The organism is Mycobacterium sp. IS-836 (genome assembly GCF_001954275.1).
Lineage (GTDB): Bacteria > Actinomycetota > Actinomycetes > Mycobacteriales > Mycobacteriaceae > Mycobacterium.
Genome location: NZ_MBEU01000082.1, coordinates 1 through 14,287 on the forward strand (window position 1 = coordinate 1; position 14,287 = coordinate 14,287).

Consider the following 14,287-nt stretch of genomic DNA (forward strand, 5'->3'; position numbering starts at 1 on the left):
GTGGTCGCCGCGCCCGCGGACCCGCCAGGCCCGCCGCCCTTAGTGGCGCCTCCGCCGCCTCCTCCGCCCGGCGATCCGCTCGCGCCCCCGCCGCCGCCCAACCCGCTGGCTCCGCCGCCGCCGTTCGCGCAACCCGCGGCCGCAGCCGCCGGGCAGGACCCGACGCCGTTCACCGGCACCGCGCCGTTCGGGCCTCCGAAGATCCTGCCCGCCGGCGGCTCGACGGTGGGGGTCGGTCAGCCGATCATCATCAACTTCCCCGGACGGGTCGACGACGCCGGCGCGGCGATCAACGCCGTGCACGTGTCGTCCGTCCCACCGGTCCCCGGCAAGTTCTACTGGATGACGCCCACTCAGCTGCGGTGGCGCCCGCTGAGCTTCTGGCCCGCACACACCGCCGTGACCGTCGACGCGGGCGGCACGGTGTCGACCTTCCACACCGGTGACACGCTGATCGCCACCGCCGACGACGCCACGCACCAGTTGACCGTGACTCGCAACGGCACAGTGGAGAAGACCATCCCGATGTCGATGGGCATGACGTCCGGCAACCACCAAACTCCCAACGGCACGTACTACGTGCAGGAGAAGATGCCGTCGGTGGTGATGGATTCGTCGACCTACGGGGTCCCGGTCAACTCGACGTACGGCTACAAGGTGACCGTCGAACTCGCCGTCCGGTTCGACAACGTTGGCGACTTCGTGCATAGCGCCCCCTGGTCGGTGGACGACCAGGGCAAGCGCGACGTCAGCCACGGCTGCATCAACATCAGCCCCGCCAACGCGAGGTGGTTCTTCGACAACTTCGGCGCCGGTGACCCGATCATCGTGAAGAACTCGAGCGGCGGCGACTACAAAAAGAACGACGGCTCCGCCGACTGGATGAACTAGCTTCCGGCTCGCTGAAACGAAGTGCCCCAGCTCGCGGGGCTTCCGTTTGCCCGGCGGTTATGTATAGCATCATACATATGCGAAGCCCCCGCGAGCGGATGGTTGTCTCCGCCGCGCTGTTGATCAGGGAACGCGGCGCGCACGCCACCGCGATCTCCGACGTCCTCGAGCACAGCGGGGCGCCCCGCGGCTCGGCCTATCACTACTTCCCGGGCGGGCGGACCCAACTGCTCTGCGAGGCGGTCGATTTCGCCGGCGAGCATGTCGAAGCCCTCATCAGCCAGCCGGACAGCAGCAGCGAATTATTGGACACGCTGATCGACACGTATCGACGCCAGCTGCTCGACAGCGATTTCCGCGCCGGATGCCCGATCGTCGCCGTCTCGGTCGAAGCCGGTGACGAGCAGGACCGCGACCGCATGGCGCCGGTGGTCGAGCGCGCCGCCGCGGTGTTCGACCGCTGGAACGACCTGATAGCGCAGCGCTTCATCAGCGACGGCATTGCGCCGGACCGCGCCCGCGACCTGGCGATGACGGCGACGGCCGTGCTCGAGGGTGCGATCGTGCTGGCCCGGGTGCGCCGCGACCTGACTCCGCTTGATGCCGTGCACCGCCAGTTACACCGGCTCCTCGAAGTCGAGCTCTCCGAAAGGAATTCGCAATGACGACCACCGATTGGAAGCCCACCGCATGCATTCTCTGCGAATGCAACTGCGGCATCGTCGTGCAGGTCGAGGACCGCACATTGGCGCGCATCCGCGGCGACAAGGAGCATCCCGGGTCGCAGGGCTACACCTGCAACAAGGCGCTGCGACTGGATCATTACCAGAACAACCGCGCTCGCCTGACGTCTCCGATGCGTCGACGGCCCGACGGAAGCTTCGAGGAGATCGACTGGGACACGGCGATTGTCGAGATCGCCGAGGGGTTCAAGCACATCCGCGATACCTACGGCGGTGACAAGATCTTCTATTACGGCGGCGGCGGGCAGGGCAACCACCTGGGCGGCGCCTATAGCGGCGCGTTCCTGAAGGCGCTGGGGTCGCGGTATCGGTCAAATGCGTTGGCGCAGGAGAAGACCGGTGAAGCATGGGTCGACGCGCAGCTGTACGGCGGTCACACGCGAGGCGAGTTCGAGCACGCCGAGGTGTCGGTGTTCGTCGGCAAGAACCCCTGGATGTCACAGAGCTTTCCCCGGGCCCGGGTGGTGCTCAACGAGATCGCCAAAGACCCGAACCGGTCGATGATCGTGATCGATCCCGTGCTCACCGACACCGCGAAGATGTCCGACTTCCACCTACGGGTGCGGCCCGGCACCGATGCGTGGTGCCTGGCCGCCCTGGCCGGCGTCCTGGTCCAGGAAAACCTTTGCGACGAGGCGTTTCTCGCGGAACACGTGCACGGTGTCGAGGCCGTGCGGAGCGCGCTGCGCGAGGTCCCGGTCGCCGACTACGCGCAGCGCTGCGGGGTGGACGAGGAGCTGCTTCGGGCGGCCGCGCGCCGCATCGCGGCCGCGGACAGCGTCGCCGTGTTCGAGGACCTCGGCATCCAGCAGGGGCCCAACAGCACGCTGTGCTCCTATCTGAACAAGATGCTGTGGATCCTCACCGGCAATTTCGCGAAAAAGGGTGGCCAGCACCTGCATTCGTCGTTCGCACCCCTGTTCAGCACGGTCTCGGGCCGCACTCCCGTCACCGGCGCACCCATCATTGCCGGACTGATCCCGGCCAATGCGGTGCCCGAAGAGATTTTGACCGATCACCCGGACCGATTCCGGGCGATGATCGTCGAAAGCGGAAACCCCGCCCACTCGCTGGCCGACTCGGCCGCGTGCCGGGAGGCATTCCAGAGCCTGGAGCTGATGGTGGTCGTCGACGTCGCGATGACCGAGACCGCCAGGCTGGCCCACTACGTGCTGCCCGCGGCCTCCCAGTTCGAAAAGCCCGAGGCCACGTTCTTCAATTTCGAGTTCCCGCACAACGGCTTTCAGTTGCGCCGGCCGCTGCTCGAGCCCTTGCCGGGCACTCTGCCCGAACCGGAGATCTGGGCGCGCCTGGTGCGGGCGCTCGGCGTCGTCGACGAGGCGGACCTGCGCCCCCTGCGCGAGGCCGCGCAGCGCGGGCGCCAGGCCTACACCGAGACGTTCCTCGGCGCGATGGCCACCAACCCGACCGTGGCGAAGTTGCTTCCGTATGTGCTTTACGAGACCCTCGGGCCGACGCTGCCGGAGGGACTGGCCGGCGCGGCCGCGCTGTGGGGGCTGGCCCAGAAGACCGCGATGACCTATCCCGACGCGGTGCGCCGCGCCGGCCATGCCGACGGCAACGCGCTGTTCGACGCCATCCTCGACAGCCCGTCGGGAATCACGTTCACCGTCCACAACTACGAGGACGACTTCGAGCTGATCGGCCACGCCGATCACAAGATCGCCCTGGAAATCCCCGAAATGCTGGCCGATTTGGTGGCATTGACCGCGGCACCGCCGCGGCTGACCACGCCGGAGTTTCCCATCGTGCTCTCGGTGGGCGAGCGGCGCGCCTACACCGCCAACGACATCTTCCGCGACCCGTCCTGGCGCAAACGCGACGCCGACGGGGCGTTACGGGTCAGCGTGGAGGACGCCCAGGCCCTAGGGCTCGTCGACGGCGGCCGCGCCCGGGTCAGCACGGCCGCCGGCAACGCGGAGGCCACCATCGAAATCGCCGAGACCATGCTGCCCGGACATGCGGCCCTGCCCAACGGTTTCGGCCTCGACTACATCGACGACGACGGGCACACGGTCGTTCCCGGCATCGCGCCCAACATGCTCACGTCCACGCGATGGCGTGACAGCTACGCCGGCACGCCGTGGCACAAACATGTGCCCGCCAGGATCGAGGCGATGGCGGGGGTCAGTTCCAGATCCTGACCCGACGTTGCGGTTCCAGGAACAACGCGTCGTCCTCGGTCACGTCGAAGGCGTCGTAGAACGCGTCCACGTTGCGGATGACGCCGTTGCACCGGAACTCCGGCGGGGAGTGCGGATCCACCGCTAGGCGCCGAATCGCTTCCGCCTCACGGGATTTGGTCCGCCACACCTGCGCCCAGCCGTAGAACACCCGCTGCACGCCGGTCAGGCCGTCGATGACCGGAGCGGGCCGTCCGTTCAGCGACAGCTGGTAAGCGAGCAGCGCGATCGACAGCCCACCAAGGTCGCCGATGTTCTCGCCGACGGTGAAGGCGCCGTTCACGTGGTGGCCGCCGTCGAGTCCCCTCGGCGTGTACGCCTCGTATTGCTCGATGAGCGTCTTGGTGCGGGCACCGAACTCGGCGCGGTCGTCGTCGGTCCACCAATCGATGAGATTGCCGTCGCCGTCGTACTTGGCGCCCTGATCGTCGAAACCGTGGCCGATCTCGTGCCCGATCACCGCGCCGATCCCGCCGTAGTTGGCGGCATCGTCGGCCCTGGCGTCGAAGAATGGGGGCTGCAAAATCGCTGCGGGAAAGACGATTTCGTTCATGCCGGGGTTGTAGTAGGCATTGACGGTCTGCGGCGTCATGAACCATTCGTCCCGGTCCACCGGACGGCCCAGCTTCGCCAGCTCGCGGTCATGGTTGACGGCGTAGCCGCGCTGGTAGTTGCCGTAGAGGTCGTCGCGGTCGATCACCAGCTTGGAGTAGTCGCGCCACTTCGCCGGGTAGCCGACCTTGGCGGTGAACTTGTCCAGCTTGGCCAGCGCGCGCTCGCGGGTCTGCGGCGTCATCCAGTCCAGCTCGCTGATGCTGATCCGGTACGCCTCTTGCAGGTTTTTCACCAGCACGTCGATGCGTGCCTTCGCGTCCGGCGGGAAATGCCGCTGCACGTAAAGCTTTCCGACCGCATCGCCCATCAGGCCCTCGACCAGCGACACCGCCCGCTTCCAGCGGTCTCGGATCTGTTCGGCGCCGGTCAGCAGGCGGCCGTAGAAGTCGAAGTCCGCGGCGACGATGGCGTCGGTCAGCCAGGCCGCCCGGGCGCGGATCAACCGCCACCGCGCCCAGCGCTTCCAGTCGTCGAGTTCTTCGCCATGCCAGAGAGCGGCGAATGCGGTGAGGTAATCAGGTTGGCGCACAACAAGTTCCGCGAAGGCCTCTGGCGTGCCGCCCAGCGCCGTCACCCAGCCGACCCAATCGAAGCCCGGCCCCTCGGTCTGTAGCTCGGTGAAGGTGCGCAGGTTGTAGGTGAGGTCGGCGTCGCGACGCTTGACCACATCCCAGTGTGCGGCGGCAAGTTTGGTCTCCAGCGCCACGATCCGGGCCGCGGTCTCGGCGTGGTCGGCCGCATCACCGCCGTACACCAGCCCGAACATCCGCGCGATGTGTCCCGGGTAGGCGGCCAGTACCGCGGCGTGCTGCTCGTCGCGGTAGTAGGACTCGTCGGGCAATCCGAGGCCGGATTGGTTGACGTGCACCAGGTATCGAGTCGAGTCTTTTGCATCGGTATCCACATACAGCCCAACCCCGCCACCGACCCCGGTGCGCTGCAGGGCGCCGAGGGCGGCGGCCAACGCCGCGGCGTCGGCGGCGTCGTCGATGATGGCCAGCTCGTCGAGTAGTGGCCGGGTTCCCCGCCGTTCGACTGCCTCCTCGTCGAGGAAGCTGGCGTAGAGGTCGCCGATGCGTTGTGCATCGGTGCCGAGCGGCGCGCCGCCTCGGCTCGCTTCGACGATCAGGTCGCGCACCTGCTCCTCGGCTTGGTCGAAGAGCAGGCGGAAAGCGCCGTCGGTCGCGCGGTCGGCAGGTATGTCGTATTCGGCCAGCCAGCGGCCGTTGACGTGGCCGAACAGATCGTCCTGGGGGCGGGCATTCTCGTCGACATAGCTCAGGTCGATGCCCGAGCGGATGGCCTCTACTGTCACCCCGCCATCCTTCCATCTCTTTTCGGGTGCAACGATCGGCCCATGTCCGACGCCGAGGAGACCGAAGCACCCGACGACGATTCCGTCGAGGAAGCCGCGGCGGACGGGATGTTTTCTCCGTACGGCATCGCGTCGACCGTGATCGGCCTGCTGTCGGTGGCCGCGGTGGTACTCGGCGCGCTCATCTGGAACGCACACCGTGACGAGGTGGGCGAACGCAGCTACCTGAGCCGCGTCATGCAGACGGCCGCCGACTGGACCGGCGTGCTGATCAACATGAACACGAAGAACATCGACACCAGCCTGCAGAAGCTGCACGACGGCACGGTCGGTGAACTCAATACCGACTTCGACGCGGCCATGCAGCCCTACCGGCAGGTGGTGGAAAAGCTGCAGTCGCAAAGCAGCGGCCGGATCGAAGCCGTTGCGATCGAAACGGTGCGCCACGACCTGGATCCCCAGCCCGGTGCCCCCAAGCCGGTGGTGCCCACCAAGTTGCCGCCGTTCGCCAGCCGCGCCGACTCGGTGATGCTGGCCGCCACGTCGGTCAGCGAGAACGTCGGCGCCAAACCCCAGACGGTGCACTGGAATTTGCGGCTCGAGGTGTCCGATGTGGACGGCAAGCTGATGATTTCCGGGCTGGAGTCGATCCGATGAGGAATCTCTGGCGGCTCTTGGTTTTCGACATCGTGGCCCCGCTGGTCGCAATCGGCGCGTTGCTGATGATCGGCGTCATCCTGGGCTGGCCGCTGTGGTGGGTGTCGGCATGCTCGGTGCTGCTGGTGTTGATCGCCGAGGGCATCGGCGTCAACTTCTGGCTGCTGCGACGCGATTCGGTGAGCGTCGGCACCGACGACGACGCCCCCGGGCTGCGGCTGGCGGTCGTGTTGTTGTGCGCGGCCGCGCTGACGGCGGCCGTGCTGACCGGATACACGCACTGGACGACGTCGGATCGCGAGTTCAAGAAGGACTCGCGGCAGGTGGTGCAGGTCGCCGCGGGGATGGCGGAGGCGATGGCGTCGTTCACCCCGAGCGCGCCGACGAGTTCCATCGATCGGGCCGCGGCGATGATGGTGCCCGAGCAGGCCGGCGCGTTCAAGGAGCAATACAAAAAGACCAGCGCCGATCTGGCTCAGCGCAACGTGACCGCACAGGCCTCGACGCTGGCGGCCGGAGTCGAGGCCATCGGCCCGACGGCAGCCAGCGTGGCGGTGATCCTTCGGGTCACCCAGAACACGCCCGGGCAGCCGCCCAGCCGGGCCGCGCCCGCATTGCGGGTGGCGCTGATCAAGCGCGACGGCAATTGGCTGGTGTCCGACGTGGTGCCGGTCAACGGCCGCTGATCAGTTGGATTCGGCGGATCGGGTCGATTTCACCTTGACGAACCGGTCCGACAGGCGACGAATGCGGATCATCAGCGAGGCCGACGGGGACTCGCTGCCCTCGAGATAGGCGGCCAGATCCTCGGGCTCCACCCCGATGCGGGAGGCGAATTCCTGTTCTGCCAGCCCCGACCGGTCGATCAGCAGACGCACGTGTCGGGCCACCTCGGTGCGTTCGTTGGCCTCGAGGTGGGCGCGGGCGCGCTCGAGGACCTCCCACAACGCCTTGGAGATGCCATACGGGCGGGTGCCCTCGAGGACTTCCTCGACCTGACGGGCCGTGCGCCCGTACGGATCGCGCTTGAGCGCGCCGGCGATGCGCTTCCACGTGTCGATGTCCCCGCCCTGCAGCGCCGAGCGAATGGCCGAGGTCGGCCAGAACTCCACCGCCTGCTCGGAATCACCGCCGGGCTTGGGCTGTTCAGGGGCCGGCCGCTGAGATGGCGGCGTGGGGCGTCGGTCGGCTGCCAACGTCACCTCGCCTCCTCCAGCATCGCGACGGCCACCGACAGACAGCGCTGCCGGACCTCTTCCCAGTCCGCCTTGGCGTCTGGTTCGGTCCACTGCTCATCGAAATCGGACGGATGCGGATCTGCGAGCCGACGGACCAACTGGGTGGCAATCCATTGCTGCCTCGGTGGTTGACAACAGTAATACCTGTCGATTCCGGCCAGGACCAGCGCGGCGGTTTCGGGTTCCAGCGTGTCCACCATGTCAGCAAATTCGGCGTAGTCGCGGCTGCTGTTACGGCACATGATCAGGTAGCCCTTGAGGCGCAGCGCCTCCGCACCGGTGGGGACCAGCAACCGGTCCCCGGTGGGCAATTGCACGTTGGTGGTCTCCACCGGGCTGCGCCGTGCGTAGCGAGGTGCCTCGCCCGCGTCGGCGTCGAGGTCGGTCTCCAGCGCGTCGATGGCGACCGAAAGCCGTCCCCGCCACAGCGTTACCGGATGAACCGGCCGGTCACCCCCGGCGATCGCCCGGGCGATGCCGTTGCGTGACGCCAGTCCACCGACCAGCTTCTTGGCCCCCAAGGGGCCGTTGGAATTGCCGTTCGTGCCGGCCGTCGAATCGGCCGAGACCATCCCCGCGGCATCGTCGCAGATGTCGACCTGGTGGGGGATCTGGCCGGGGCCCCGGCCGCGGCTGTCCTGTTCGGGACCGGGTTCCGTCGCCTTGCCGTTGCGCCCGCACCCGGTGAAGGCCAGCGGGTCGGCCACGCAGATGGCGTCGGGCGCCAAGTGCTTCAGTTTCGCCGACGACTTGAGGACCATCCGCAGGTCCGCGCTGGGCGCGGTCAACGCCGAGATGTCGTCGGGGATGACCACGATGTCACTCAGGTCGACCTCGGGCAGCGGCCTGTCGAAGTCCACCGACGGCAGGACGCGGGACAGCCACCGGGGCAGCCACCAGTTCCACTGGGCGAACATCGCCATCAGCGCGGGCACCAGGACCAGCCGGACGATGGTGGCGTCCACCGCGATCGCGACGGCGCACGCCACACCGATCTCAGCCACCAGCGGCATGCCCGCGAACGCGAAGCCGATGAACACCGCGATCATGATCAGCGCGGCGCTGGTGATCGTGCGCGCGCTGGTGCTCACGCCGTACGCCACCGCGTCGCGGGTGTTTCCGGTGCGCAGGAAGCGTTCCCGGATGCGGGTGAGCAGGAAGATCTCGTAGTCCATCGACAACCCGAAGGTCATCGCCAGCACCAGCGGGGGAACCGTGCTGTCGATCGAGCTGATGTGGCTGAACCCGAGGTCGGACAGCCAGCCCCACTGGAACACCATCACCAGGCTGCCGTAGGCGGCGGCGACGGACAGCAGCGTCATCAGCACGCCTTTGAGCGCCAAGAACACCGAGTGGATCGAGACGAGCAGCATCACGAACGCAATGAGCGCGACGAAGAGCAGCACCACGGGCTCGGTCGCCGACACGCGGTCATCGAAATCCTTGATCAACGCGGTCGGACCACCGACGTCGACTCGCGCCGCCCCCTGCTCCTTGGGCAGCTGCGCGCGCATCCAGTCGACGGTGTGCCGCGCGCTCATGTCCTCGGGATCGACCGACAACACCGCGGACAGCAACGCGCTGTTGTTGTCGTCGGCGAACTGCGGCGGCGCCACCGATATGACCTTGGGCGCCTGCGCCATTCGTTGCCGGATCGCGGCGAGCGCCTGGCCGTGTTCGGGTGCGGAGGCGCTGCCGTCGGGAAATGTGACGAGCACCTGAACCGGGCCGAGCGCGCCGGGTCCGAGCGCTTCGGATGCCGCGCCCACCCCGGCGCGGATCTCGTGGGAATAGTCGAATTGGCGCAGCAGGCTATTGCCCAGCACCATCGATGTCGCCGGTGCCGCCATGACCAGCAGGACGGCCGAGGCCGCCAGCGCCGACATCCACGGCCGGCGCATGACCCAGCCGACCCAGCGGTTCCAGAACCGCGATTGCGTGCTCTCCGGCCGCCGCGACCAGTGCAGCAGGGCCGAGCGCTTGGCGGCCGAACGGCCGAAGGTCGCCAGCACCGCCGGCGTCAGGGTCGCCGACGTCAGCATTGCCACCGCAACGGCGAGGATCGCCCCGCTGGCCATCGACTTCAGCGCCGGGGTGTTGATCAGGTAGATGCCGGTGAGCGACGCGATCACCGTCATCCCCGACAACACCACCGCCAGCCCGGAGGTGGCCATCGCGGCATCGACGGCTTCGCGCGGCTGGCGGCCGGTACGCAGCTCCTCGCGGAAGCGCATCAAAATGAACAGCGAGTAGTCCACGGCAAGCGCGATGCCGAACATGGACACCGTCGACGTCACGAACACCGACATGGTCGTGTACGCGGACAACAGGTAGACCAGGCCCATCGTGACGACGACCGTGCAGACGCCCAGGGCCAACGGAATCGCCGCTGCCGCAAGCGAACCGAACACCGCGAGCAAGACGATAAGAATGATCGGCAGGTTCCACTGTTCGGCCTTGGCGATGTCGTGTTTGGTGTTTGCCGCCGCCGCGGCGCTGAGCGCGCCCTGCCCGATGACGTAGAGCCGCACCCGGCCGTTCGCGGTCTGGCCGGACTGGTCGCCATTGATGCCCACCTTTTGGCGCAACTGCTTGGCGATGTCGCTGGTGCCGGAGTTGCGCGAATCCAGCCGCAGCGACACCACATACGGCCGGTCGGGTTGCGGCGGCCGCTGGGTGGGGTTGGGCACCTCCGTGACGCCGGGGAACTCACCGGCGATCTGTCGCAGCTGCGCGACCGCGTCGTTGATGTCTTGGTAGCTGGCGTCCGGGCGCGGGGCGGCGACCAGGGCCAGGGATGACGCCCCCTGCTCGTGATACTGCTCCTCGAGCTGATCGTGGACCGCCAGCGACTGGGAGCCGGCCACCTCGAAACCGCCGCCGGTGAGATTTCCCGACTGCGTCAGGGCCAGATAGACCGCCGGCACCAACGCCAGCAACCAGCCTGTGAAGACCAACCAGCGGTGCCTGCGCAGGCTGCGGCTTAGGCGCATCATGAACTGCTGGATTTCGGTCTCCCCGGTCTGCTCGCGTAATGCGTGAGGGCGAGAATACCGCAGGAGGCTGTGGAGCACGGCCGCTTATCTGGTTCCTGAGCTGCGCAGACACCGAAGTTGCCAAGACGCTGCGAAGCCGTTGTGAATCGGTGATCAACGGGGATGTCGGTCACATCGACTGGCAGCCCCCGTACCGGGGATGGCAGGATGTCGCATGCCGCGCGGAGGTCGGGGAACTCCGCGGCGAAATCGGCCCCTCTATCGCAGCGGTTTGCGACGCGTCAGAAATCGCGAGACCTCGCAAACTCAAAGGAGTTATCCATGAGGACAGCAACCGCGACCGGACGCCGCAGGATCGTGGCAGTGGTGCTCGCGGCCGCCGCGCCGTGCGCCGCGGCCGCGGTTGTGGCGGGGCCGCCGGCGACCGGTGCCAGCGACCCGTGCGCGGCCAGTGAAGTCGCGCGGACGATCGGTTCGGTCTCCAGGTCGATGGGCGACTACCTGGACGCGCATCCCGAGACGAACCAGGCGATGACCACGATGCTGCAGCAGCAGGCCGGCCCGCAATCGCTGGACTCGATGAAGTCCTACCTCCAGGCCAACCCCAAGGTCGCCCTTGACATGACGTCCATCGCGCAGCCGCTGACCAACGTCTCGACCCAGTGCAAGCTGCCGATCACGCTCCCGCAGGCGATGGGCCTCATGCAGCAGGCCCAGGGTGCGACGGGTGGGCCACCCGCAGCGACGGGGCCGGTCCCGCCCGCGCCGGGCGGCGCCCTGCTGCCGGGCGTCACGATAGGCACCCCGAGCGGACCGGTGGGTGTTCCGCCGCGGGCGAACAACGTCGGCTGAGGGGTCGGCTAGGCGCCGCTTTCCGGATCTCGATCGGGCGGCGGCAGCGGTCCCTGCAGGGCCGTCTCCGTCGGGTCGGCGGCGGGGTCGCCGGGGTGCCGCACGACGGGTAGCGGACCGGTGATCGGTTCGTCGTCGTCCGAGTCTGCGATGTTTTCGGTGCGGAACATGAAGAAGAACACCACCCAGCCGACCGCGGCGATGAGCAACCAGCTGATCAACCGGTAGATCAGCATCGCCGAGATGGCACTGGGCAGCGACATGCCGCTGGACACCAGGCCCGGCACCAGCACCGCCTCGACGACCAGCAGCCCGCCCGGCATCAGCGGGATCGTGCCGACCGCGCGGGCGGCCGCGTAGGCGACAGTCAGGCCGGCCACCGATGCGTGGTCGCCCGCCGCATACGCGGCGAAGCCGAGGCAGGCGACGTCGGCGATCCAGTTGAACAGTGACCAGCCGAAGGCCACGCCCAAGTCGCGGCGGCCCAGGCTCACCGATTCGAGCTGCATGAGCGTCGCGCGCCACTTCTCCAGACCGGAGTCGGCCGGCCGCCCCCGAATGGAGTTGACCCACGACAAGACCCGGCTGCCGATGCCGTCGATCAGCTCCGGCCGCGACGCCACCGCCTGGGCGAGCAGCAGCAACGCGACGAAGCCGCCGAGCGTGAACAGCAGCGAGAACGGGTTGTTCTTCGCGCCGAGCAGGAACGCGCCGCCGAGGCCGAGTAGCGCCAGCCCCACGGCCTGCAGCACACCCGACATCACCAGCTGCCACGACGCCACCACCGTCGAGGCGCCCCAGAGCCGCTGCTGACGGAACAGGAAGGTGGCCGACAGCACCGGCCCGCCGGGCAGCGTGGTGCTCAGCGAGTTGGCGGCGTAGAACGCGGCCTCCGACCGCAGTTGTTTGACGTGAACTCCGGCGGATTTCAGCAGCGTCCGCTGGATCTGGGCGAAGCTGTGCATCGACGCGGCGGCCGCTGCCACCGCGGCGAGCAGCCACCACCAGTTGGCCTCGTAGACGCTCGTCCAGGCTTTGGCCAGCTGGTCCCATCCGAGTGCGATCTCGACGGCCAGCACGACCGCGACGATGGAAAGCACCACCCAGCGCAGCCACCAGTACTTCCCGCGCGCGGTGTCTTGGCGTGGGAAGTCGACCTTGCGGGCGGGTGCGTCCGGCGACACGTGCATCAGGGTAACCGTGCAGGTGGCGCCACAATCGAGGCGAAGCTCCGAACGTGTCAGGGTCGTTCTGGGGCCGTAACCGGATCGTGCCGCCCGGGTGGTCCGGGCCCGACCCGCGGACGCGTGCGGCGGCGTTTGGCGAAGGCCCCCGGTGGATAGGCTGGCCAAATGCCGGCAAACCCTGACGACGCCGCGGTCGAACCGCTTGTCCGCAAGGCCGCGGCCTGGTCTTGGCGCTTGCTCGTCATCCTGGCCGCGGTGGTCGCCCTGCTGTGGGTCGTGAAAAAGCTCGAAATCATCGTCGTCCCGGTGTTGCTGGCTTTGATGATCAGCGCGTTGCTGGTGCCGGCGGTCGACTGGCTGGACCGGCGTGGGCTGCCGCGGGGTGGCGCGGTGGCGCTGGTCTTGCTGGGCGGCTTCGCGATCCTGGGCGGCATCCTGTCGTTCGTCATCATCCAGTTCATCTACGGGCTGCCCGACCTGACCAAGCAGGTGGAGCGCAGCATCGACTCCACCCGCAGGTGGCTGATCGAAGGGCCCGCGCATCTGCGCGGCGAGCAGATCGACAACGCGGGAAACGCCGCGATCCAGGCGCTGCACAACAATCAGTCCAAGCTGACCAGCGGCGCCCTGTCCACGGCCGCCACGGTCACCGAGCTGGTCACCGCGGCGGTGTTGGTGCTGTTCACGCTGATTTTCTTCCTCTACGGCGGCCGCAACATCTGGCAGTACGTGATCAAGATCTTCCCGGCCGACGCCCGTCAGCGGGTAATGGCGGCCGGCCGCGCCGGATACGGGTCGTTGATCGGCTACGTGCGGGCCACGTTCCTGGTGGCGCTGACCGACGCGGCCGGCGTGGGCACGGGGTTGGCGATCATGGGCATCCCGCTCGCGCTGCCGCTGGCGTCGATCGTCTTCCTGGGCGCGTTCATCCCGCTGATCGGTGCGTTGGTCTCGGGCCTGCTGGCCGTGGTGGTCGCCCTGCTGGCCAAGGGGATCGTCTACGCGCTAATCACCCTGGGTTTGCTGATTGCGGTCAACCAACTCGAAGCCCATTTGCTGCAGCCGCTGGTGATGGGTCGCGCGGTGTCCATTCATCCGCTGGCGGTGGTGCTGGCCATCTCGACCGGCGGCGTGCTCGCGGGAATTGTCGGCGCTCTGCTGGCGGTGCCGACGGTCGCGTTCCTCAACAACGCGATGCAGGTGCTGCTCGCGCCCGATCCATCCGCCGAGGCCGAGAAGCAGACCGAGGAGGACGAGGACGGGGGCATCGTCCAGGCGGAGCCGGACAGCGCCGACGAACAGTCGGCCTGAGGGCCGAGGTTCTACAGCCGGCCTTCGCGGCGCAGCAGATCCTGCGCGGACAGACCGCCGCCGCCGCGGCGGCGCGGGCGCGAGTTGTCGCCATTGTCGCCCGGCTCGCCGGGATCGCCCTGTCCGCGGGCGTTCAGCTTCTCGGTGGCCGCATCGGAATCGTCGGCCTCCGGCCGCCTGACCGGGGGCCCGCCGGCGGGTTCGTTGTTCGACGGGACGCGCATTGCCTGCGTCTGACCGGCCGACGGCGACGGGGGACGTGCCGGCTGGGCGGGCTG

Annotated in this window: 12 protein-coding genes; 7 read left to right on the top strand and 5 right to left on the bottom strand. The window is 68.1% G+C overall.

The window, feature by feature from the left end:
* The 3 genes from A5747_RS22145 to A5747_RS22155 all read left to right on the top strand — a co-directional run bounded on the left by A5747_RS22145 (nucleotide 1) and on the right by A5747_RS22155 (nucleotide 3,799).
* Nucleotides 1-891 carry an Ig-like domain-containing protein gene (locus tag A5747_RS22145; RefSeq protein ID WP_142245688.1) on the top strand — a complete coding sequence of 297 codons (891 nt, stop codon included), beginning with the start codon at nucleotides 1-3 and terminating at the stop codon, nucleotides 889-891.
* 77 nt (nucleotides 892-968) lie between these two features.
* Nucleotides 969-1,556: a TetR/AcrR family transcriptional regulator gene (locus tag A5747_RS22150; RefSeq protein WP_076128341.1), complete on the top strand. Its 588-nt coding sequence runs from the start codon at nucleotides 969-971 to the stop codon at nucleotides 1,554-1,556.
* Complete coding sequence (locus A5747_RS22155; protein ID WP_076128343.1) at nucleotides 1,553-3,799, top strand: molybdopterin-dependent oxidoreductase; 2,247 nt, start codon at nucleotides 1,553-1,555, stop codon at nucleotides 3,797-3,799. The genes A5747_RS22150 and A5747_RS22155 overlap by 4 nt, the downstream gene beginning before the upstream one ends.
* Here A5747_RS22155 and A5747_RS22160 read toward each other — a convergent pair.
* A complete protein-coding gene (locus tag A5747_RS22160; protein ID WP_076128345.1) occupies nucleotides 3,783-5,768 on the bottom strand; it encodes a M13 family metallopeptidase in 1,986 nt (661 codons plus the stop codon). The two genes, A5747_RS22155 and A5747_RS22160, sit on opposite strands and share 17 nt — an antisense overlap.
* Before the next feature lie 42 nt (nucleotides 5,769-5,810).
* Here A5747_RS22160 and A5747_RS22165 point away from each other — a divergent pair, with 42 nt between their 5' ends.
* Nucleotides 5,811-6,425 carry a hypothetical protein gene (locus A5747_RS22165; RefSeq protein ID WP_076128346.1) on the top strand — a complete coding sequence of 205 codons (615 nt, stop codon included), beginning with the start codon at nucleotides 5,811-5,813 and terminating at the stop codon, nucleotides 6,423-6,425.
* Nucleotides 6,422-7,111 (top strand): hypothetical protein, encoded by a 690-nt coding sequence (locus A5747_RS22170; RefSeq protein ID WP_076128348.1) that lies wholly within the window; start codon nucleotides 6,422-6,424, stop codon nucleotides 7,109-7,111. The genes A5747_RS22165 and A5747_RS22170 overlap by 4 nt, the downstream gene beginning before the upstream one ends.
* Here A5747_RS22170 and A5747_RS22175 read toward each other — a convergent pair whose 3' ends face one another.
* Nucleotides 7,112-7,627 carry a transcriptional regulator gene (locus tag A5747_RS22175; protein WP_076128349.1) on the bottom strand — a complete coding sequence of 172 codons (516 nt, stop codon included), beginning with the start codon at nucleotides 7,625-7,627 and terminating at the stop codon, nucleotides 7,112-7,114.
* Entirely contained in the window at nucleotides 7,624-10,659 is a 3,036-nt protein-coding gene (locus tag A5747_RS22180) for an efflux RND transporter permease subunit (protein WP_076128358.1), read from the bottom strand. Before A5747_RS22180 ends, A5747_RS22175 begins: the two co-directional genes overlap by 4 nt.
* A gap of 321 nt (nucleotides 10,660-10,980) precedes the next feature.
* On the opposite strand from A5747_RS22180, the gene A5747_RS22185 reads away from it, so the two are divergent.
* Nucleotides 10,981-11,511 carry a hemophore gene (locus tag A5747_RS22185; protein WP_076128351.1) on the top strand — a complete coding sequence of 177 codons (531 nt, stop codon included), beginning with the start codon at nucleotides 10,981-10,983 and terminating at the stop codon, nucleotides 11,509-11,511.
* 8 nt (nucleotides 11,512-11,519) lie between these two features.
* Here the strand turns inward: A5747_RS22185 and A5747_RS22190 are convergent, their stop codons facing one another.
* Nucleotides 11,520-12,695 carry a YbhN family protein gene (locus A5747_RS22190; RefSeq protein WP_076128359.1) on the bottom strand — a complete coding sequence of 392 codons (1,176 nt, stop codon included), beginning with the start codon at nucleotides 12,693-12,695 and terminating at the stop codon, nucleotides 11,520-11,522.
* Nucleotides 12,696-12,863: 168 nt separating this feature from the next.
* Here A5747_RS22190 and A5747_RS22195 point away from each other — a divergent pair, with 168 nt between their 5' ends.
* On the top strand, nucleotides 12,864-14,009 hold the full coding sequence (locus A5747_RS22195; RefSeq protein WP_076128353.1) for an AI-2E family transporter: 1,146 nt from the start codon (nucleotides 12,864-12,866) through the stop codon (nucleotides 14,007-14,009).
* Between the two features lie 11 nt (nucleotides 14,010-14,020).
* On the opposite strand, the gene A5747_RS22200 is transcribed toward A5747_RS22195, so the two are convergent.
* The coding region (locus tag A5747_RS22200) for a hypothetical protein (RefSeq protein ID WP_233148114.1) at nucleotides 14,021-14,287 on the bottom strand (267 nt) is incomplete at its 5' end.

What these genes read in the sequence shown, in the direction of transcription:
- A5747_RS22155 (WP_076128343.1), top strand. Translation starts at nt 1,553, where the DNA reads ATGACGACCACCGATTGGAAGCCCACCGCATGCATTCTCTGCGAATGC.
- A5747_RS22150 (WP_076128341.1), top strand. Translation starts at nt 969, where the DNA reads ATGCGAAGCCCCCGCGAGCGGATGGTTGTCTCCGCCGCGCTGTTGATC.
- A5747_RS22195 (WP_076128353.1), top strand. Translation starts at nt 12,864, where the DNA reads ATGCCGGCAAACCCTGACGACGCCGCGGTCGAACCGCTTGTCCGCAAG.
- A5747_RS22180 (WP_076128358.1), bottom strand. Translation starts at nt 10,659, where the DNA reads ATGATGCGCCTAAGCCGCAGCCTGCGCAGGCACCGCTGGTTGGTCTTC.
- A5747_RS22185 (WP_076128351.1), top strand. Translation starts at nt 10,981, where the DNA reads ATGAGGACAGCAACCGCGACCGGACGCCGCAGGATCGTGGCAGTGGTG.
- A5747_RS22170 (WP_076128348.1), top strand. Translation starts at nt 6,422, where the DNA reads ATGAGGAATCTCTGGCGGCTCTTGGTTTTCGACATCGTGGCCCCGCTG.
- A5747_RS22165 (WP_076128346.1), top strand. Translation starts at nt 5,811, where the DNA reads ATGTCCGACGCCGAGGAGACCGAAGCACCCGACGACGATTCCGTCGAG.